Origin of the sequence: uncultured Maricaulis sp. (genome assembly GCF_947259345.1) — a bacterium.
Classification (GTDB): Bacteria; Pseudomonadota; Alphaproteobacteria; order Caulobacterales; family Maricaulaceae; genus Maricaulis.
This window is the reverse complement of the sequence record NZ_CAMYLS010000007.1, coordinates 125,727-146,159: the sequence shown is the minus strand read 5'-3', so window position 1 is coordinate 146,159 and position 20,433 is coordinate 125,727. Positions and strand designations below refer to the sequence as shown.

The following is a 20,433-nucleotide window of genomic DNA, read 5'->3' as shown; positions in this document are numbered from 1 at the left end:
ACGCGCTAACAGGATCGCATGATAGAGACCGGACCTGACCTCACCCTGACCATTGCGCTCATCGCCGGTTCAGGTGTCGCCGCCCAATGGCTGGCCTGGCGCCTGCGCTGGCCCTCCATCGTGCTGATGATGGGCGCGGGTCTCATTCTCGGCCCCATCTGGGCCTTTGCGGCCGGTGAACCTCTGGTCCACCCGAGCGCTGTCTTCGGTGATTACCTGCGCCCGATGATTGCGCTGGCGGTGGCCGTCATCCTGTTCGAGGGAGGGATCACGCTCAATTTTCGCGAGCTGCGTGACGCGTCCGGCCCCGTGCGGCGCATGGTCTTTCTTGGATATCCGCTCGGCTGGGCTGGCGCAGTGCTGGCCCTGCATTATGTCGCCGGCCTGGCCTGGGATCTCTCCGCCATGATCGGGGCGCTGCTGACCACGACCGGCCCGACCGTTGTTCTGCCGCTATTGCGACAGGCCAAGCTGCCCGGGCGAATAGCCTCGGTGCTGAAATGGGAAGGCATCGTCAATGACCCCATCGGTGCCCTGTCTGCCGTCTTCGTCTTTGAGGCCATTCGCCAGACCGCGCTGGGTCAGGACTGGGTCGAGGCCGGCATGGCGCTTGGGTTTGGCGCGCTGATCGGTGCCGCCATGGGCTTTGCCTTCGGAGCGGGTCTTTCGCGCGCCTTCCGGCGCGGCTGGGTGCCGGAACCGATGAAGGCGCCGCTCATCCTGGCGGCTGTGCTGGTCTGCTTCTCCGTGGCTGATGCGCTGGCCAGTGAAACCGGCCTCGTCGCGGTCACCCTGTTTGGCCTCGTCGTTGCCAATTCCCGTCTCGCCTCGATCGAGGAAATGCGGCGTTTCAAGGAGGGCATTGCGTCCATCCTCGTGGCCAGCGTCTTCGTAGTGCTTGCAGCTGATCTCGCCCCGGCTGACCTGTTGGCGCTCAATGGCTGGCATCTGGCATTCGTCGGTGTCTTCATCCTGGTGGTCCGGCCGATCTCCGTCGTGCTCGCGACATTCGGATCCGGTCTGAACCTCAAGGAAACGGCCTTTGTCGGCATTATCGGACCGCGCGGGGTCGTTGCCGCGGCGGCGGCGGGGCATCTGGCGGCCAGCCTGGTCGAGGTGGGGCGCGAGGACGCGGCCATTCTCGCCCCGCTGGTTTTCGTGACCATTTTCATCAGCGTGTTCGGATGCGGGTTTGCGGTGTCACCGCTGGCCAAGCTGCTGGGCCTGTCCCAGTCAGGCCCGGAGCGTCTGCTTCTCGTCGGCGCCAATCCCTGGAGTCTGGGGCTGGCGGATGCGCTGAAGAAAGCCGAGGTCCCGGTCACGATCGCGGATACCAGCTGGCGGCGCTTGCGGGCCGCGCGCCTGGCCGGACATGAAATCCATTATGGCGAGGTCCTGTCGGAAGCCGCCGACCATCGGCTGGAGCCGGCCCGCTTCTCGGCGCTGCTCGCGGCCTCTCCCAATGATGCCTATAACGCTCTGGTCTGTATCGAATACGGGCCGGATATGGGGCGTAGCCGGGTTTTCCAGCTCTCCGGTTTTGACGGGCCTGTGGATGCCGAGAAGGTCGAGGATGACCCGCGTGCCATCGCCTTCACGGCGCGCGGCCGGACCCTGATCCGGCGCGGTCGTGGCTATGACAGCCTGGCGCGGGATTGGTGGCAGGGATGGCGATTCCGCAATACCCGCCTCACCGACACCTATACGCTCGAGTCCTATCTCGCGGAAATCGGTGACAGCCCGGATCTGATCATGGCCCGATTGCCCAATGGAAGCTTCCACCTTCTGGGATCCGGCCGCGAGGCCCCCAGTCAGGCGGGAACAATCCTGATCCGTTTCGCGCCGCCCGAGGCGGGCGCAACGACCGGTCAATCGGACGATCAGTCGTCGTAGGGTTGCGACCCACCTGGCGCGGCGCCACCGCAATAGGGCCAATTGTCGGCATTGGGGTCGCCATTCGGGCAAACCGCATCCCGGCCTTCATAGATCGCGATGCAGCCAGACAGGCTGGCCGCGCCCAAAAGCACGACAAGGACAATAAGTGAACGCTTGACTGACATGATGAGGCCCCTCTTCGGCCATATCGTGACGTCAGCCTGTCCCCAGTGCAAGCCTTTACGGGCGTGCCTTCATGGGGAATTAACCCCGCTGCGCGCAGATGAAACATCCGGTTATGCGACAAGGATCGAGCATGGCCCGTCGGCCCAGCAAATCCCAGGCGGCGCAGCGCGCCCGTTCCGCCGCGCCTTCGCGCGGACGTCGGCGTTCGCCCCGGCGAAAGCGAAACAGCGGCGGCGGCTTTCCCTGGTTTCGCACGGCGGCCTGTCTGCTCATCATCGTCTCGCTCCTCATCGGCGGCTGGCTGGTTTCGATTGCACGCGACCTGCCGGATACCAGCGGTCTCGAAGCTGTCGAGCGTACCGCGACTATCACCTTTCTCGATCATGATGGCGCGCTGATCGCCCGACGGGGATCGGCGCATGGTCATGAGGTGACGATTGACGAGCTGCCGCCCTATCTGGTGGATGCGGTCCTCGCGGTCGAGGATCGGCGCTTCTACAGCCACCCCGGTATTGATGTAATTGGCCTCGGCCGGGCCATGCTAGCCAATCTGCGCGCGGGCCGTGTGGTGCAGGGCGGCTCGACCCTGACCCAGCAATTGGCCAAGAACCTCTTTCTGTCGCCCGAGCGAACCCTGCGCCGCAAAGTGCAGGAAATGATGCTGGCCTTCTGGCTGGAAAGCCGGTTCAGCAAGGACGAGATTCTCGAACTCTATCTAAACCGGGTCTATTTCGGCGGCGGCGCCTATGGCGTAGAAGCCGCATCGCTGCGGTATTTTTCTCGCCCGGCAAGCGAGCTGGGTCTGGGCGAAGCGGCCTTGCTCGCAGGCCTGCTCAAGGCGCCCTCGCGCTACAGCCCGGTCAATGACGCCCAACGCGCGGCGGCGCGCGCCACTGTTGTTCTGGACCTGATGACGCAGACCGGCCGTATCACTGATACTGAACGCCTTGAGGCGGCTTCGATCCCGATCCGTGTCTCACGCGGCGCCTCGAGCCAGGGCGCGCAATACTTTGTCGACTGGGCGGCGGATCAGGTGCGTGAAATTGCCGGTCTCGATCATGGCGATCTGGTCGTACACACCACGCTGGATGTCGACGCCCAGCGCGCGGCCGAACGGGCGCTGAGTGGCATTCTCGACAATGACGAGCTGGCCTCCGGCGCCGGCGAGGGCGCACTGGTCTCACTGGCGCATGACGGCGCTGTCCGGGCCATGGTTGGCGGGCGTTCCTACGCGCGTTCGCAATTCAATCGCGCGGTCCTGGCTCAGCGCCAGCCCGGATCGGCCTTCAAACCCTTCGTCTATGCCTCGGCTTTCGAGGCCGGCTTGACGCCGGAAGATCGCCGCAATGATGCCCCGGTGCGGATCGGCGATTGGGCGCCACAGAATTACAATGACGAGTATCGCGGAGAGATGAGTCTGCGAGAAGGCTTCATTCGTTCATCCAATTCCATCGCCGTCCAGATCGCCGAGGAAACCGGCCGGGGTCATGTGGCCCGTCTGGCCCGCCGGCTGGGCATTGAAAGCCCGATGCGGGTCGACCGCTCGCTGGCGCTTGGCGTGTTCGAGGTGACCCCCCTGGAATTGGCGTCCGCCTATGCGCCCTTCGCCAATGGCGGCCTGCGGGCCTCGCCCTATGGCATTGATCGTATCGAAAGCGCCGACGGGGCGCTTCTCTATGCAGCCGCACCGACGGGTGGAGAGCTGGTGCTGGACGCGCGTACGGGACGTCGCATGCGCGACCTCTTCCTGGCAAATGTCCAACAAGGCACGGGGCGTCGTGCCGCCGTCTCCGGCTTGACGATTGGCGGCAAGACCGGGACCACCAATGACTTCCGTGACGCCTGGTTTGCCGGCTTCAACAGCGAGTTGGTGACGGTTGTCTGGACTGGCAATGACGATAATTCGCCGACAGATCGGGCGACTGGCGGCGGTCCGCCAGCCAGGATTTTCCAGGCCTATTTGGAATCTGCCCCCCGCCAGGGCCTCGGTGCCGCCCAGATCGCCGCTGCGGATGCATTGGCGGACGTTTTGGCCGCAAGTCTTGAGCCGGCGCCCGAGACCCGGCCCGCCCCCACCCCGGAGGCACCTGACCCCGACCGCGATGAAGACGCCATTGGCGCATTTCTCGCCGGTCTGGGGGGACGCGACTGACCCAAAATCCCCCCAAAGAGGCACATTGTTTCAAGGACGTGTCGCATTCGTGGTGTTAAACTCCCGCTTGAGGGACCTAGAAACACCGATCCATGAGGGGGTCATTATGAGATATAGCCTGCTTACTGCCGCGGCCGCGGCGAGTGTCGCCGTTTACATGCTGCCGGCCGGGAGTGTTGAGGCCCAGAGCCGTGCTGCGGCGGAAGCCGCCATGGAGCGGATGGGACTTGATGGCGACCAGGACGGCTTCACCTATGACAGTGCCAGCTTTCGTGGCGGTCGCTACATTCTGAATGATGTCACCTTCAGCGATATCAATGATGAAGGCGATGGCGGTCCGGACTCGGTGCAGGTTGATCGCATGATCTTCGACACGCTGCGTCTCGACTCCGACGGCGAAGTCCTGTTTGACGGACTCGCGCTCGAAGGCATCATCGCGACCGACGAGACGGACGGCACGGTGATCCGCCTCGACCGCATCAGCCTCGATGGCCCGAACGCCGTCATGACCCATGACTTCGGACGCGCTGTCGCCGGTGAAAATGGCGATGATTACGAGCCAGACTGGAATCTGTACGAGTTTGAGGGCTTCGCGATCGAAGGCCTGACGGGCAATGGCGAAGAGGACGGCAATCCGTTCGAGTTCAGCCTGGCCCAATTCGTCGTCGAGCAGTATTCGCGCGTTGAGCTGGGCCGCCTTGCCATGCTGGGCTTCGCCTTCTCCGGCGCTGACGAGACCGGCGAGGATGTCACCGTCAATCTTGGCGAAATGTCGATCATCGGTTTCCAGACGGCGGCCTATGCCGACATGATGGATGCGGCGGCGGCCGGTGCTGACGAAGACGCTGTGATGCAGGCCTATTATCAGAGTGCCTTCCTCTCGCCGGTCGACATCTATGACCGTTTCGCGGTGCGCGACATCCTGGTCGAGGCGTCGGGCGTTCACTTCTCCATGGATCACCTGACGGCGGCCATGGAGCGCAGCGGTTCGCGCATTACCAGCACGGCCGAGCTCGGCTCCGCCATGCTGATCCCGGATCCGTCCAAACCGGCCGGCGCACAGCTTGCCATGGGATTGGGTATGCTTGGCTATGAGCAGCTTGAACTGCGCATGCAGGCCAATTCGGTTTATGACGAAGACACGGGCCGGTCCTATACGACGGGCGAGAATTATATCGAACTGACCGATGGCCTGCGCATCGAGATGGGCCAGGACATGTCCGGCTTCAACGAGTATCTCGCCAACATGCCAGATGCGATGGAAACGCTGTCCACTGTCGATGAGTCCGACACGGCTGCCCAGATGGATGCCATGGTCAATCTGATGGGACCGCTTCTCATCAACAACATGTCGATGCGCTTCGTCGACCTGTCGCTGCTCGATCGGGCGCTTGAGGCCGGGGCAGCTGCCCAGGGCGTCACCAAGGACGAGTTGCGGGTTCAGGCCGGCGCGATGATGGGCATGGGTCTGATGGCGGCACCGCCGGAAATCCCGCGCCCGGTGCTGGCTGAATTGTCCTCCGCCCTGACGAACTTCGTCAATCAGGGTGGGAGCCTGACCGTCGATATGACGCCGCCCGAGCCGCTCAGCATCGGTCAGATGATGGTCGATATCGAGGCCGGTACGTTTGACTACAACGCGCTGGGGCTGAGCTTCACCTCCGAAGCGCCCTGATCGATCGCGGATGCCACACAAGAAAGGCGCTGGTCGGGCTCGACCAGCGCCTTTTTTTGTTCGTCCCGGCCGCAGCAGCCTAGCGACTTGCGAGTGCAGCCTCGCCAGTTTCGTCCATGAAGGCTTTCATGCGCGGCGCAATCTGCTCGCGGAAACGGCGACCATTGAACACGCCGTAATGGCCGACATCGGGCTGGATCCAGTCCTGTTGCAGCGCGTCCGGCAGCCCCGAGCACAGTGTGTGAGCGGCCTGGGTCTGACCAATCCCGGAAATATCGTCATTCTCGCCTTCCACCGTCAGCAGGGCGACATCCTTGATCGCGGCCGGGTCGACCTTGCGGTCGCCATGCATCTGCGTGCCCTTGGCCAGCTTGTGCTCCTGGAAGACGTCCGTGATGGTCTGCAGGTAAAATTCCTCGGACAGGTCCATGACGGCGAGATACTCGTCGTAGAAGGTACGGTGCTTGTCGGCGCTGTCGCCATCGCCGTCGACAAGGTGGGTGAAGAAATCCCAATGCGCATCGACATGGCGTTCCAGATTCATGTTCATGAAGCCGGCCAGCTGCAGGAAGCCCGGATAGACGCGCCGGAAGGCACCCGGATTCGGGGCCGGCACGGTGTGAATCAGATTGCTGGCAAACCAGTCGAACGGTTTCTCTTCCGCCAATTTGTTCGGCACGGTCGGCGACAGGCGTGTGTCGATCGGCGAGCCCATATAGGTCATCGAGGCGGGCCGCTTGGGATCATCATCCTGGGCCATCAAGGCGATCGAGGCGAGTGTGGGTGGACCAGGCTGGCAGACAGCAACGACATGAACGTCTGGGCCAAGCAGGCTGATCATTTCGCGGATATAGCTGGTGAAGTCATCAAGGTCGAAGCGACCATCCGTGACCGGCACCATGCGCGCATCCTGCCAGTCCGTGATGTAGACGTCGCTGTCGGGCAAAAAGGCTTCGACCGTGCCGCGCAGCAGGGTCGCATAGTGGCCCGACATCGGCGCGACAAAGAGGACTTTCCGGTCCGGTTTCGTGTCGCCGCGGGCCGCGATGAGTGCGTCATGGTCGCGCTCGAAATGCAGCAGCGAGCACCAGGGTTTGGTCCAGACGATTTCCTCACTGACGCCCACGCATTTGCCGTTGACCGTCGTGTGATCCAGCATCCATTCCGGCTTGGCATAGCGCCGCGTCACCGATTCAAAGAGCTCGGCGGCGGCGGCCATCGAGCGCCCGGCAATGGTGTCCGCCATCGGGTTCATGGGCGAGCGGAGGGCCTGCCGGGTGGCATTGGCCGCGGCACGCCATGGTGTCATGGCGATACGATTGAATTCATAGACGCTGTAAAGCATGAGCTCTCCTGGCGTCGGCGCCGGGCGCCGGCACTGTTCCGGACGACTATCCGGGATTTTCCTCAAGGAAGTCTTGCAGGCGCAGTGCGAGATCGCGCGGGTTCACGCCTGAGGTAAAGAGGTCGACGAAACGGCCTTCGCCATCCATCACATAGATAATCGAGGAGTGGTCCATCAGATAGTCAGCGCTAGTGTCGTCTTCGGCGCGCTGGTAGACGACCCGATAGGCGCGCGCGACCGCGGCGATCTGCTCTTCGCTGCCTGTCAGGCCAACGAGGCCATCCGGGAAGGCTGGTGAACTGACATAGCGCGCCATTTGCTCCGGCGTGTCGCGCTCCGGGTCAACCGTGATCAGAATGGGTTGGATACGGGCTTGTTGATCCGCATCGAGCTGATCCATCGCGGCGGCCATGATCTGCAGTGAGAAGGGGCAGACATCGGGGCAGTAGGTATAGCCGAAATAGATCAGCATGACCTTGCCGGCATAGGCATCCTGGGTGACGGTTGTGCCAGTCTGGTCGACGAGCTCGAAAGGACCGCCCACCTGGGCCTCACCGGTTGTGCGCACGCCGGCGCGGCGCTCTTCGACCTGATCCGGTTGGGTCAGGAGGAGGGTGAAAAACGCAATCAACAAGACTGTGGGCGCTGCGATCAGCAGCCAGAGCAATGGACGCGGCATTGTCACTCCTTGGCGAAGCCCCCGATCTATCCGGGCGCGAACGAAGCATGCTAGTCAGGATGCATCGATTTTGCTGCGAGTGCGAAGGTAGGGCCAAGCCTTCTCGCTGTCCATCACCGGACGCGGTCACGCATTCAGGAGGCGGTTAGGCAATGAGTGAGAGCGATTGGGACCCCTATGGCGGTGATGCCCATCTGACGCCGGTCTTCGGCCGTTTGCGTCTGCGCACGCTGGTCATGTTGAGATGGCTGGCGGTTGGCGGCCAGACCCTGACCATCCTGATCGTGCATTTCCTGGTCGGGTTCGAGCTCCCGATCGGCTTCTGCCTCGGCCTTATTGCCATGAGCGCGCTGGTGAATACCTGGCTGACCCTCGCCGTGCCGCCGCAGAAATTCGCCCGTGACTGGGAGGCCTTCGCCCAGCTGGGTTTCGACGTTCTCCAGATGTGCGCGCTGCTGACCCTGACCGGCGGACTGCAAAACCCCTTCGTGGTGATGCTGGCCGCGCCCATCATCATCGCCGTCGCCGCCCTGCCCGCACGCTGGTCAGGCGGGGTCGCAGCCATTGCGATCGCCGGAACCGGCGCGATGTGGCTGTGGAGCCTGCCCCTGCCCTGGTATGGCGGCGACGCGCTCGACCTGCCAGGCATGTATGTCTTCGGCCTGTGGGCCGCCATTTTCATCGCGGTGGCGTTCACTGCGGTTTATTCTTGGCGCGTTAGCCAGGAGGGCAAACGCATGGCCACGGCGCTCGCGGCAACCCAGAGCGTCCTGTCACGCGAGCAGCGCTTGTCGGCTCTGGGCGCGCTGTCGGCCGCCGCCGCGCACGAGTTGGGGACACCGCTCGCAACCATTCAGCTCACCGCCAAGGAAATGCTCCGCGAGATCGAGGCCGGCTCACCTCTCGCCGAGGATGCCGATCTCCTGGTTACCCAGGCCCGCCGTTGCCGCGACATACTGAAGCGGTTGGGCGAGGTTCAGGAGGCCTCCGACGTACGTCATGACCGGATCGAATTTCACGCGGCCCTCGAGGAAGCCAGTGCGCCCTTGCGGGGTCTCGGACCGGTGGTGACGGTGGAAGTGACGGAGGCTGGTAGTGGCGATCCGCCCGTGCTCAAACGCATCCCCGAACTGCTCTACGGGATAGGGAATTTCATAGAGAACTCCGTCGATTTCGCGGCTTCGCGGGTTGTTGTGGAAGGGCGCTGGGACCGCACCAACATTTATGTCCGGGTCCTCGATGACGGGCCGGGTTTCAGCTCGGAAATCCTGTCCAAGATTGGCGAGCCTTATGTCACAACCCGGTCGGGAACACCCGGCCAGGGCGGTCTGGGTCTCGGCGTCTTCATCGCCAAGACCATGATCGAGAAGAGCGGCGGTGTTGTGCGCTTCGACAACGTGCCCGCGCCGGGCGGGGCGGTGGTTTCCATCCGCTGGCCGCGCAAACGGGTAGAGGCGCCGCCCGCACTGGGTTAGAGATGAACAAAGACCAAGAATTCGCGAGGACCGACGCGTGAGCGAGATCGAATACGAGCTTCCCGAGGACAAATCCCTTCTCATCCTGGACGATGACGCGCCCTTCCGGACCCGTCTCGGCCGCGCCATGACCGGTCGCGGCTTCGTCGTCTCGGCTGTTGCCAGTGTCGACGAGGCCAAGGAAGTGGCCAGGTCCAACCCGCCGGCCTTTGCCGTGCTGGACCTGCGCCTTCAGGACGGAGATGGTCTCGACGTGGTCAAGGCGCTGCACGCGTCGCGCGCCGATTGCCGTGTCGTCATGCTGACCGGCTATGGCAATATCGCCACCGCGGTTGCTGCGGTGAAAGCCGGAGCGGTGGACTATCTGTCCAAGCCGGCCGATGCCGATGACATCATCAAGGCCCTGCTGGCCCACCCGGAAGACAAGCCCGAGCCGCCGGAAAACCCGATGTCGGCTGACCGCGTGCGCTGGGAACACATCCAGCGCGTCTTCGAGCTTTGTGATCACAATGTCTCGGAAACAGCGCGTCGTCTGAACATGCACCGTCGCACCCTGCAGCGTATCCTGGCCAAGCGCGCCCCGCGTTAGCGGACCGCTGTATATTCCGGCAGGCTGGGCGCGTGGCTGGGAATCAACAGGCTCTGCATTCGCCCGGGATCAACTTGAACATTCATGTGTTCGCCAATCACGAGATAGGACATCAAGTCCGACCCCTGCAGGTCGTTCTCGACGCGTGTGAAGAGTTCCGGCCTGACCTCCGGCGCAAGAATGCGTGTCCGGGCGGTCAGGACAACGCGATTTTCGCCGAAATCCCGGCTGTCGGTCAGCTCGAATGCGGCGTTCTCGACGGTCAGCGAGTCCATGTATTGATGATAGCTCGGGTCATCGGGAACCCAGTGCGAGCTACCCTCGGGCAGGTTCAGCGTGATGCGATGTCGGAAGTCGTAAGGGTAGGGCAAGGCGAGCGGGTTTTCGCGCGCCTCCAGAGGCGCGCCCAGAATTGCTCGTGAGGCCCCGTGCGCGATAAACATGTAGCTCGGCATGTCCGAATCCGGATGACTGAAGTCGAACAAATCCAGTTGCATCTCTGCTGTGTAGACGAGGTGTCCGGTCTCCGGATCATCGGCAAGCTCAGCCGCACCGATCACAGTCATGCTTGCTGAGCGACTTGCGTAAAAGCGCTCGTAGTTTGCGAGCGTCGCCTCCATGCCGTTGAGACGAATTTCCTGTCGAATGGTGTCAGCCATTTCGCCGCGATATATCCAGCGCGTCCTCAGGACTGCGCGGTGGTCATCCCGGTCGGCGCTGGCAATCGAGAATTGCTCATCAATGTCGGCCAATGGCACACGGGAGGGCCGGACGGACACACGTTCAAGGACGCCGCGATCCGAGTCTGCAACGAGCACAAAGCCCCAGTCTCGTCGGGTTTGCTCCGCCAGCCCGCCGGACCTTTCAATGTCCGTCGGATCGACAAGGTGGCGGCGATTTCCGAACCCGATTTCAACAATCACATGATTGAAGGCGAAGGGTGTGGGCGGAAGATTGTCAATTCCGCGTCCGGATTCGGTGTGGACGAACGCGGCTTGCGCCTCGATCCCCATCGCATCCAGGAGTGAGATCAGGAGCAATGCCTTGGCTTTGCAGTCGCCTTCGGAAAAGCGCAGCGTTTCGGCCGGATGGACCGGCCGGTAGCCGCCCTCACCGAGGAGGATGGCAAAATAGCTGATCTCGTTCTGAACGTGCCTCAGGGCCGCGAGGATGCGGGCCTCCTCGTTCGGGTATTCAGACTGGATGGCAGATGCCAGCTCGGTGATCAGCGGGTCATCGACGGGAGTGTAGAAGCTTTCGCCCCAGCTGGCGACTTCGTGCCAGGTCTCGAACTGAGATGCCAGGAATAGAGGGGCGGGAAAGTGCCAATAAGGGGTCAGAACTTCCCGCTCGGCGACCGGCATGGTCTCGGGCCCGAATTCCAGGACGGTATAATTGCCTTCGCGAACTTCCGTCATGTCCGGTGCGCCACCGAAAACCGCATGCTGCGGCGGGTCACCGAGCCAGGCAGAGCGCAGGTGAACCTGCATGAATTGATTGAGCGGTGCGCCCAAGCTGATCACCTGCGAGTGGCGAAAGCCGGTCACGGTCGAATGATCCGTAATCGAGTATTCAATATCGAGGCGATCGCCGGACCGGGTCCCCGGCACGCGGACAAGACCGGTCACACTGCCGTTGAAAATGCGCATCTGGACGGCGCCATCCGGGCGTACGAATTCGACGCGCACTTCCCCTGTGACATCCAGGGTCTCGTCGTCTCGCAGGAGCATGACGCTGTGCAAGGCAACAGTTTGGGTCGTGGGGTCAAATGGTATGAAAACCTGTGACAGGCCCGTCGCGCCGGCCTGAGTGGTGGCATCGAAGACTTGCCGGTAGTAGTGCGCCATGGACCGGGCACCGGCCCGGGATTGATAGTCGAATAAAACAGGCCTCAGCCCGTTTTGCGCCGGCTTGTCGACTGCGTCAGGGGGCGGGACATCGACAACGCGGACATAATCCGGTCGGGGTTGGAATGTGATCTCGGGCTCGACCGACGGTGCGAAGCGGATGGGCTCGTGCAGCGGCGGAGTCGAAGGTGTCGCGTCTGAAGGCGTGACCTGATGATACAGCCAAAGTGCACTGATCGATGAAACCAGAGCCAGGCCGGCTCCGATCAAGACGCGTAACAACATCACACAACTCCCCCAAGTTGCAGTAACTCTAGGGGGTGAACTGCGGGTCGTTCAAGCTGCAAGTTGCCCCGCGTTAGCGCGTGCCGGTTTCGCTGGGGGCAACCCGGGCATAGCCATAGACGGGGCCGCCATTGGCGCCCTGGACGATCGCGACCGTGCCATAGCGGCGGAAGCTTTCGCCGGTGAAAGTGGCTGGTCCGCCGGACCAATTACCCAGATAGGTCATGCTCTTGACCATGTTGTAGTGAAGCATGTCGAGGCCGTCATTCTCGCCTGCGCGGACCTCGACCGTCGCCCATCCCGGCGCATAGGCGACGAGCCAGACGTCGAGCTCCTCTTCGGGCGCATGACCGTCCAGTGTGACCTGGAAGGAGCCGAACGGCCCATCGGAAACTGTAATAACAGGGCTATCCGGCATGGCGGTGAGTCGCGCTTCCACGGCATCGGCCACCGCATCGCGTTCCCAGCCCGGGGCGTCGGCGACACCATCGACCACGAAATGGGGGGTGTAGAGGCGGGGTACGTCGAGCCGCGGCAGATAGGTCCGCTGACGCTGGACATATTCCGGTCGGGCATAGGTGTCGGTCCAGCCATACATGTCCCAGTAGGACACGGCGTAGGCGAGCACGAAAACATTCTCGCGCTGGTCCAGTTCACCGAGATAGCGATTGGCTTCCGGACACAGCCCACAGCCCTGGCTGGTGAAGAGCTCAACCAGGACCGGACGCTCTTCGCCCGGCATCCCGGCGTCTTCCTGCGCGGAGGCAACCGGCAGGGACAATCCGCTGAACGTCAGGAGCAGAAGGGGGAAGAGCCATTTCATGGCATCTAGATAAGCATGCCCGCCCGCATCATCCAATCAAATGGGCGTGACGCGGGCGGGAGCTTGTTGTCGGCCCGACTAGGAGGCTGCGAGATTGCGCAGCACGTAGTGCAGGATGCCGCCATGGCGGAAATATTCCAGCTCGTTCTCGGTATCGATCCGGGCGCGGGCCGAAGCGGTTTTCACCGTACCGTCCGGGAAGGTGATCTCGACGGTCATCACGGCGCGCGGCTCGAGGCTTTCAATGCCCTTGATCGTGACCGTTTCGTCGCCGGTCATGCCCAGCGCTTCCCAGCTGCCGCCATCCTCGAACTGCAGGGGCAGAACGCCCATGCCGATCAGGTTGGAGCGGTGGATGCGTTCGAAGCTCTCGGCGATCACGGCCTTGACGCCGAGAAGGCGTGTGCCCTTGGCAGCCCAGTCACGCGAGGATCCCGTGCCGTATTCCTTGCCACCGAACACGACCAGTGGCGTGCCGTTGGCCTGGTGCTCCATGCAGGCGTCAAAGATATCGACCTGCTTGCCGTCTTTCAGCGTGTAGCCGCCTTCGACGCCATCCAGCATCTTGTTCTTGATGCGGATATTGGCGAACGTGCCGCGCATCATCACTTCGTGATTGCCGCGACGCGAGCCGTAGGAGTTGAACTCCAGCACCGGCACCTGGCGTTCCTGCAGATAGCGACCGGCCGGGCTGTCGGCCTTGATAGAGCCGGCCGGTGAAATGTGGTCGGTCGTGATCGAGTCGCCGAACAGACCCATGATCTTGGCATTGATGACATCGCCCGGGCTTTCCGGATCCATCGTCATGCCTTCGAAATAGGGCGGGTTCTGCACATAGGTGGAGGTGTGGTCCCAGGCATAGGTCAGGCCGCCGGAAACCTCGATACCGGCCCAGGCGTCATCGCCCTTGAACACGTCGGCATAGCGCTTGGCAAACATGTCCGGCGTGACCGAGGTGCGAACCATTTCGGCAATCTCGGCCGAGCTCGGCCAGATGTCCTTGAGATAGACGTCATTGCCATCCTGGTCCTGACCCAGCGGGTCGGTCACCAGATTGACCTTCATCGAGCCGGCCAGGGCGTAGGCGACAACCAGCGGCGGCGAGGCCAGGTAGTTGGCGCGCACATCCGGGGAGATGCGGCCTTCAAAATTGCGATTGCCCGACAGGACGGAGGTCGCGACGAGGTCATTCTCGTTGATGGTCTTGGAAATCGCCGGCGGCAGCGGTCCGGAATTACCGATACAGGTCGTGCAGCCATAGCCGACGAGATCGAAGCCGAGCGCGTCGAGATCGTCATTCAGGCCGGCGCGCAGCAGGTAATCGGTGACAACCTGCGAGCCCGGGGCCAGCGAGGTCTTCACCCAGGGCTTGGTCTTGAGGCCCTTGGCCACGGCATTGCGGGCCAGAAGGCCGGCGCCGAGCATGACGGACGGATTGGACGTGTTGGTGCAGGAGGTGATGGCCGCGATCGCGACATCGCCATTGGTGAAGGCATAGTCTTCGCCCTCGACCGGTGCGGATTTGTCCAGCTCATTACCCTTGCCGTACTCGCTTTCCATGATGCGCGAAAATCCAGCGGCGGCGTTGGACAGTTCGATCCAGTCCTGCGGGCGCTTGGGACCTGAGACGGCCGGGACGACGGTCGACATGTCGAGATGCAGCGTGTCCGTGAAGATCGGGTCAGCGTCATACTCCGGGCGGAACATGCCCTGGGCCTTGGAATAGGCCTCCACCAGCGCGACGCGCTTGTCGTCACGGCCGGTCGCCTTGAGATAGGCGAGTGTTTCATTGTCGACCGGGAAAAAGCCGCAAGTGGCGCCGTATTCCGGGGCCATGTTGGCGATGGTGGCTTCGTCTTCCAGAGAGAGATGGTCGAGACCGGTGCCGTAGAACTCCACGAATTTGCCGACCACGCCTTTCTGGCGCAGCATTTCCACGACTTTCAGGACCAGGTCGGTGGCGGTCGCGCCCTCCGGCAGCTTGCCGGTCAGCTCGAAGCCGATGACTTCCGGGATGAGCATGGAGACCGGCTGGCCGAGCATGGCCGCTTCGGCTTCAATGCCGCCGACACCCCAGCCCAGAACGGCAAGGCCGTTGATCATGGTGGTGTGGCTGTCCGTGCCGACACAGGTGTCCGGATAGGCGACGGTTTCGCCGTTTTCTTCTTTGGTCCAGACCGCCTGGGCGAGATTCTCCAGATTGACCTGGTGAATGATGCCCGTGCCCGGCGGAACGACGCGGAAATTGTCGAACGCCTTGGCGCCCCATTTGAGGAATTTGTAGCGCTCGCCATTGCGCTCGTATTCGCGTTCGACATTTTTGGCGAAGCTGTTGGCCTGGCCGAAATTATCGACCATCACCGAGTGGTCAATGACCAGGTCGACCGGGACTTGCGGGTTGATACGGTCCGGGTCGGCGCCAAGCTTGGTCGCGGCATCGCGCATGGCAGCAAGGTCGACCACGGCCGGAACGCCAGTGAAGTCCTGCATCACGACGCGCGCCGGGCGGTAGGCGATCTCATGGGTAGACTTGCGGGTCGTCAGCCATTCGGCCATCGCCTCGATATCGGCCTTGGTGACAGTCTTGCCGTCTTCAAAGCGCAGCAGGTTTTCCAGGAGCACTTTCAGCGATCCCGGCAGGCGGGACACCCCGGCCAGGCCATTCGCTTCGGCGACCTTCAGGTCGTAATAGACATAGGTTTCACCGGCAGCGGTGAGGGTGCGTTTACAGGAAAAACTGTCGAGAGAGGCCATATGCGTCGTCCTCATGGGGTCAGGGGTAAAATACCCGGTGGGGAGGCGGGCCGCAGATTACGGCCACATGTTTTGGCGGGGTTTTAGCCGGACATTCGGTTTGCTGCAATGCGGCGTTCCGTGCGTTGACGGATGGGGCGCTGTCGGGCGACATGCATCACCATGCAAAGCGCGACCGAAATTGCTCCGGACATGCCGGCCCTTGCGACCGAAACACTTCGGGTTTCCGGTTTGTCTCTGGCGCGCGGCGGGATCGAGCTGGTGCGCGATTTCTCCCTGGAACTGGCCCCCGGTGACGCGGTGCTGATGAGCGGCCCGAACGGGACCGGCAAGACGACCCTGCTTCGCGCGCTCGCCGGTTTCATCCGACCCGATGCCGGTGAGATCCGCTTTGGCGATTTGCCGCCGGGTGAGGCTGCCGCGGACTATCTGGGCTGGCTTGGGCATGCCGATGGCCTCAAACACAATGAGACGCCCCGGTCCGCGCTGCGCTTCTGGGCCGACCTGACCGGGCAGAGCCGCAAGGCCATTCTGCCGCTGATGCGGGGGATGGCCGTGGAAAGCCTGATCGATCGCCCCGCTTCGCGTCTCTCCCGCGGGCAGCAGAGGCGCACCGCCCTGGTCCGCGTCGCCCTGTCCAATCGTCCGATCTGGCTGCTCGACGAGCCGGCCGGCCCGCTCGATGGCGGTGGTCGCGCGCGTCTGGCGGCGCTTGTGGCCTGGCATCGCGCCCGCGGCGGCAGTGTGATCGCGGCGACCCATCAGCTGCTCGACTGGCCCGAGGCCAAGCGGATCGATCTGGGAGCGCACCGATGAACGCGCTGGGCGCTGTCTTCGCGCGAGAAGCCCGTCTGGCCTGGTCCGGCGGTGGTGGTGCGGCGGGTCCGGCCGCATTCTTCCTGGCTGCGATTACCCTGGCACCGCTGGCCATCGGCCCCGCAGCGGACCTCCTTTCGGCGGTCGGTCCCGGGATCATGGGCTTTGCCGCGCTCCTCTCCGTCCTGCAATCGGCGGATCGCCTGTTCGGAGACGATCATGGCGACGGGACCGCCGAGCTCTATCTGCTCAGTGGCGTGTCCCCGGCCTGGCTGGTCCTGGCCAAGGTAATGGGACAGGCCGCCGCGACGCTTTGGCCCCTGCCGGTGATCGGCTGTCTGGGGGCGATGATGTATGGCGTGCCCGTCCAGCCCGCACTCATTGGAGCGCTGGCCTTGCTTGCCGCCATTCCGGCCCTGTCCCTGATTGCCGGTTTCGCCGGCGCGCTGGCCGCAGGCATTCGGCGCAGCGGACTGCTGATTGCGCTGATCGCCACACCGATGATGGTGCCAGTCCTGATTTTTGCAGCGGGCGCGGGACGCTCGGCCTTCGAGGGCGATGAACGGGCGGTCGCCAATCTTCTGTTGACGCTGGCGGTATCGCTGGGGACGACCGCGCTGGCGCCGTTCGGAATTGCGGCGGCGATTCGGAGCCGACTGAGCTAGGCCCTATTCGAGCAGGCCGACAGTATCGACCAGCGCGACGTCCATCGCACGGCCCAATAGGTCGTCGAGATAGGGTTTGTGGGCCGATCCGACAATGACCAGCACACGAGCGCCCGGATAGCGGGCCGTGATCTCGCGGATATTCGCTGCCATGCGCAGATTTCGGCTTTCCCAATAGGCCACGCGCTGCCGACCCAGACCGTTCATGTCTGCACTGGTGAAAGAGGTCCACTGGACGGCGATGTCGAGGCGTTGGTGGCCGGGGCCATTGACGCGCCGCAGGACAGCCAGAAGTGCGTCCGCACTATCGATGCCGACTGTTGCGGCGCGGAGCGCTGCGGCGGCTTCGCCCTGCATGACGTCCTGCATCACGCGGCTGGCCTGGAAGGCCTGCATCACCACGTCAATGTCGGACAGGAAAGCCCGCTTTTCCGCATGGCTGTCGAAGGGATGGATGCGGTCAAGGCCAGTCGCGTTGGCGATGGCTGCTGCGAAGAGTGTGGTTTCATTGATGCGGGCCGCCTCGGTTTCCAGCTGCTCCACCAATGTCTCGGTCAAACCATCACCGACCCGCCGTTCCGCAGCCGGCAATCTCTGCCACTGAACGAGCGCGGATGTGGGCTCCATATTGGCAAGAAAAAGCGCCGCCCGCTCACGCTGTTGTTCCGGCGAGGGCATCTCTGGCAAAGGGGTTTCCAGCGCGTTGCGCGCCTCGGACCGGGTGATATCCAGAGATATCAGGGCCTCATCGGAAATCTCGATCGTGCGCGCTGCGAATTGAGCAATGACATCCGAATAGTCGGCGTCTGCCCGCATCATCTCGATTTCGGGGGCCGGCAACTGCTCGATCAGCACGAGATCAGGCTGCCAGTCTGCCAGACGCGACACAACGGCGTCGGCCCAGACCGGGTCAAAGCCGTCAATACTGCTCAGATGGGGTGTGCCGAGCACGGCGATCTCCGTGCGGGACCCATCGATCTGCCCGACCTCATTTCGAGGCCTGACCGGCTCTTCGAGAAGCGGCGTAGTGGATTGAAGGGTCAAAAGGCCAGCGGCGATAATCTGCAAGATCATGGAAGTCCTCCCTGGCGATTGGATGCACCGGAAGGCCGGAACGGATGCGACTGCGCGAAAATGGCGATTCCGTCGCAGTTGCCCCGTCGGCGCGGGCAAAGTAATCAGCTGACATGCTGTCCTATTTCTCCAACCCGCAGCGTTTCGACCAGCTGGCCCGGACCCTGATCCCGATTTTCGGGGCGTTGGCCGCGATCCTGCTTGGCGTGGGCGTCTATCTCTCCTTCTTCGGCTCGCCGCCGGACTACCAGCAGGGCGAGACGATCCGGATCATGTATGTGCACGTGCCCGCCGCCTATATGGCGATGGCGCTCTATGCGGCGCTGGCAGTGGCGAGTTTTGTCTATTTTGTCTGGCGTCACGCGCTGGCGGATACGGCTGCCGAGGTGATCGCGCCGATCGGCGCCGTTTTCACCGTGCTGGCCCTGTTCACCGGCTCGTTGTGGGGCAAGCCGATGTGGGGGACCTGGTGGGAGTGGGATGCGCGGATGACCTCGGTGCTGGTCCTGCTGCTCGTCTATCTGGGCTATATGGCACTGCGCGCGGCGCTAGAGGATGCCCAGCAGGCTGCCCGGACTGGTGCCATACTCGCGATGGCGGGGATCATCAATCTGGTGATCGTGAAATTCTCGGTCGACTGGTGGTCCAGCCTGCACCAGCCGGCCTCGGTGATCCGGTTTGACGGGCCGACCATCCATTCCAGCCAACTCTGGCCACTCGCCATCATGGCAGTGGGATACACCTTCCTGGCTGGCTGGCTGATTCTCTATCGCTTGCGCAGCCAAGCCTTGCGTCGCCGGGCCCGGACCCTGCAGCGCAAACGCGAACAGGCGGCCCGGGCGCGTGAGGAGGCGGTGTCATGAGTGCGTTTTTCGACATGGGGGGCTATGCCGCCTTCGTCTGGCCGACCTGGGGCGTTTCGTTTGCGGCTCTGGCAGGCTTGATCCTGCATGCGGTGCTGGAGCGCCGTGCGGCCCGGGCGGCCTTGCGGCGTCTGGAAGACGACGAAGCGTGATGAGAGGGGCGCGTTTCATCGCCTGGTTGGCCGTTCTCGGCCTCGTCTCCGTCCTCGGGTGGCGCTACCTCGCCGATCCGGCTCCGGCGCCCACCGAGCCTTTGCCGGGCCTCGAAATGGCGTCGCTCGAGGGCCGCGCCGAGTTTGATCCGAATGCCATCGAGGGTGTATGGCTGCTCAATGTCTGGGGTAGCTGGTGCGCGCCCTGCCATGCCGAACACCCGGTCCTGATGGCGCTGCGGAGTGAGGGTATTGCTATCTACGGGCTCAATTGGCGTGATACGCCGGAAGACGCCCGGCAATTCCTCGACGATCTCGGCAATCCCTTCATCGGCGTCATGCAGGATGTCGATAATGCCTCTGTCACGGCGCTGGGGATCAGCGGAGCACCGGAAACGCTCGTCATCCGTGATGGTGAAATTCATGCACGCTGGCCAGGGCCGCTGACGGCCGACGCGCTGCGCAATGCGATCTATCCGGCCCTCGAGCGCGCAAGCCGCGACTAGGCGGCGTCGACCTTGTGGGCGGTCTTGGCGTCCTTGGCCTTTTTGGCTTTCTTTTCAGCCTTCTTGGCCTTGGCCTTGGCTTTTTCCTTGGCCTTCTTCTTGGCCTTTTTCTTCTTTTCCTTGGCTTTCTGCTTGGCGGCCTTGGCGGCTTCCTCGCCCTTTTCGAGCGTTACGGCGATACGGCGCAAGGTCTCGAGGAAGCTGGCCCGCTTATTCTTGGGCAGGGCAGAGAGAATGGCCTTGTCGGCCTCCATCGCGCCGAGCATGGCAGTGTTCAGCAAATCGCGACCGCTGGGCGTCAGTTTGACGGCATTGGCGCGGGCGTCGTCCGCGAGCTTCTCGCGTGCCAGCAGACCGTTCTTGACCATGCGGGCAACCAGCTCGGCAAGCGTTGAGCGATCAATTCCGGTCGATTTGACCAATCGGGTCTGGCTCAGCCCTTCCGCTTCTGCCGTCGCATGCAGGACGGCGAATTGACGCTGGGTCAGTTTGGCTCCGGCCATGGCTTTGGTGAAGCGTTCTGCCGCAAATTGCTGGGCCCGATGAAGAAGGTGTCCCGGAGAGTCCGAAAGGTGGAAGCTCTCGGTGTCGTGCTCATCGTGCGCCATGACGCCCCCCGGCTGTTCGGGAATTTATCCTAGGGCGGATTTATAACGTGAAAATGACAAATGT

General features: G+C 63.0%; 18 protein-coding genes. 10 read left to right on the top strand and 8 right to left on the bottom strand.

Annotated features, from left to right (window positions below; translation table 11 throughout):
- Nucleotides 1–18 precede the first annotated feature (18 nt).
- Nucleotides 19–1,893, top strand: coding sequence for a sodium:proton antiporter (locus Q0X62_RS04320; protein ID WP_297732071.1), 1,875 nt, complete (start codon nucleotides 19–21; stop codon nucleotides 1,891–1,893).
- Here Q0X62_RS04320 and Q0X62_RS04315 read toward each other — a convergent pair.
- Entirely contained in the window at nucleotides 1,881–2,060 is a 180-nt protein-coding gene (locus Q0X62_RS04315; RefSeq protein WP_297732069.1) for a hypothetical protein, read from the bottom strand. The two genes, Q0X62_RS04320 and Q0X62_RS04315, sit on opposite strands and share 13 nt — an antisense overlap.
- 131 nt (nucleotides 2,061–2,191) lie before the next feature.
- Between Q0X62_RS04315 and Q0X62_RS04310 the strand changes: the two genes are divergently transcribed.
- Nucleotides 2,192–4,213, top strand: a complete 2,022-nt coding sequence (locus Q0X62_RS04310) for a transglycosylase domain-containing protein (RefSeq protein ID WP_297732067.1) — start codon at nucleotides 2,192–2,194, stop codon at nucleotides 4,211–4,213.
- 106 nt (nucleotides 4,214–4,319) lie between these two features.
- Nucleotides 4,320–5,888 (top strand): hypothetical protein, encoded by a 1,569-nt coding sequence (locus tag Q0X62_RS04305; protein WP_297732065.1) that lies wholly within the window; start codon nucleotides 4,320–4,322, stop codon nucleotides 5,886–5,888.
- Nucleotides 5,889–5,967: 79 nt separating this feature from the next.
- Here Q0X62_RS04305 and phaZ read toward each other — a convergent pair whose 3' ends face one another.
- Nucleotides 5,968–7,233, bottom strand: a complete 1,266-nt coding sequence (phaZ, locus tag Q0X62_RS04300; RefSeq protein WP_297732063.1) for a polyhydroxyalkanoate depolymerase — start codon at nucleotides 7,231–7,233, stop codon at nucleotides 5,968–5,970.
- A gap of 46 nt (nucleotides 7,234–7,279) precedes the next feature.
- The gene (locus tag Q0X62_RS04295; protein WP_297732061.1) at nucleotides 7,280–7,912 is read right to left on the bottom strand and encodes an SCO family protein; all 633 of its coding nucleotides are present in this window, start codon (nucleotides 7,910–7,912) and stop codon (nucleotides 7,280–7,282) included.
- Between the two features lie 152 nt (nucleotides 7,913–8,064).
- Here Q0X62_RS04295 and Q0X62_RS04290 point away from each other — a divergent pair, with 152 nt between their 5' ends.
- Both Q0X62_RS04290 and Q0X62_RS04285 read left to right on the top strand, forming a co-directional pair.
- Nucleotides 8,065–9,387, top strand: coding sequence for an ActS/PrrB/RegB family redox-sensitive histidine kinase (locus Q0X62_RS04290; RefSeq protein ID WP_297732058.1), 1,323 nt, complete (start codon nucleotides 8,065–8,067; stop codon nucleotides 9,385–9,387).
- Nucleotides 9,388–9,424: 37 nt separating this feature from the next.
- Nucleotides 9,425–9,976: an ActR/PrrA/RegA family redox response regulator transcription factor gene (locus tag Q0X62_RS04285; RefSeq protein ID WP_297732055.1), complete on the top strand. Its 552-nt coding sequence runs from the start codon at nucleotides 9,425–9,427 to the stop codon at nucleotides 9,974–9,976.
- On the opposite strand, the gene Q0X62_RS04280 is transcribed toward Q0X62_RS04285, so the two are convergent.
- From Q0X62_RS04280 to acnA, 3 genes are all read right to left on the bottom strand, one after another.
- On the bottom strand, nucleotides 9,973–12,108 hold the full coding sequence (locus tag Q0X62_RS04280; protein ID WP_297732052.1) for a DUF3857 domain-containing transglutaminase family protein: 2,136 nt from the start codon (nucleotides 12,106–12,108) through the stop codon (nucleotides 9,973–9,975). The genes Q0X62_RS04285 and Q0X62_RS04280 overlap by 4 nt on opposite strands.
- Nucleotides 12,109–12,181: 73 nt before the next feature.
- Complete coding sequence (locus Q0X62_RS04275; RefSeq protein WP_297732049.1) at nucleotides 12,182–12,931, bottom strand: DUF1223 domain-containing protein; 750 nt, start codon at nucleotides 12,929–12,931, stop codon at nucleotides 12,182–12,184.
- Nucleotides 12,932–13,009: 78 nt separating this feature from the next.
- Nucleotides 13,010–15,685: an aconitate hydratase AcnA gene (gene acnA, locus Q0X62_RS04270; protein WP_297732048.1), complete on the bottom strand. Its 2,676-nt coding sequence runs from the start codon at nucleotides 15,683–15,685 to the stop codon at nucleotides 13,010–13,012.
- A 162-nt stretch (nucleotides 15,686–15,847) separates the two neighbouring features.
- On the opposite strand from acnA, the gene ccmA reads away from it, so the two are divergent.
- Together ccmA and Q0X62_RS04260 are read left to right on the top strand one after the other, a co-directional pair.
- Nucleotides 15,848–16,501, top strand: coding sequence for a heme ABC exporter ATP-binding protein CcmA (ccmA, locus tag Q0X62_RS04265; RefSeq protein WP_297732046.1), 654 nt, complete (start codon nucleotides 15,848–15,850; stop codon nucleotides 16,499–16,501).
- Entirely contained in the window at nucleotides 16,498–17,166 is a 669-nt protein-coding gene (locus Q0X62_RS04260) for a heme exporter protein CcmB (RefSeq protein WP_297732043.1), read from the top strand. Before ccmA ends, Q0X62_RS04260 begins: the two co-directional genes overlap by 4 nt.
- 3 nt (nucleotides 17,167–17,169) lie before the next feature.
- Here the strand turns inward: Q0X62_RS04260 and Q0X62_RS04255 are convergent, their stop codons facing one another.
- A complete protein-coding gene (locus tag Q0X62_RS04255) occupies nucleotides 17,170–18,240 on the bottom strand; it encodes a DUF5694 domain-containing protein (RefSeq protein WP_297732040.1) in 1,071 nt (356 codons plus the stop codon).
- A gap of 113 nt (nucleotides 18,241–18,353) precedes the next feature.
- Between Q0X62_RS04255 and ccmC the strand changes: the two genes are divergently transcribed.
- Genes ccmC through Q0X62_RS04240 form a run of 3 tightly spaced genes read left to right on the top strand, consistent with a single transcriptional unit; the run spans nucleotide 18,354 to nucleotide 19,761 of the window.
- A complete protein-coding gene (ccmC, locus tag Q0X62_RS04250) occupies nucleotides 18,354–19,103 on the top strand; it encodes a heme ABC transporter permease CcmC (protein WP_297732038.1) in 750 nt (249 codons plus the stop codon).
- A complete protein-coding gene (ccmD, locus tag Q0X62_RS04245) occupies nucleotides 19,100–19,255 on the top strand; it encodes a heme exporter protein CcmD (RefSeq protein WP_297732036.1) in 156 nt (51 codons plus the stop codon). Before ccmC ends, ccmD begins: the two co-directional genes overlap by 4 nt.
- On the top strand, nucleotides 19,255–19,761 hold the full coding sequence (locus Q0X62_RS04240; protein WP_297732034.1) for a thiol:disulfide interchange protein: 507 nt from the start codon (nucleotides 19,255–19,257) through the stop codon (nucleotides 19,759–19,761). Before ccmD ends, Q0X62_RS04240 begins: the two co-directional genes overlap by 1 nt.
- Here the strand turns inward: Q0X62_RS04240 and Q0X62_RS04235 are convergent.
- On the bottom strand, nucleotides 19,758–20,369 hold the full coding sequence (locus tag Q0X62_RS04235; protein WP_297732032.1) for a MarR family winged helix-turn-helix transcriptional regulator: 612 nt from the start codon (nucleotides 20,367–20,369) through the stop codon (nucleotides 19,758–19,760). The genes Q0X62_RS04240 and Q0X62_RS04235 overlap by 4 nt on opposite strands.
- Nucleotides 20,370–20,433 lie beyond the last annotated feature (64 nt).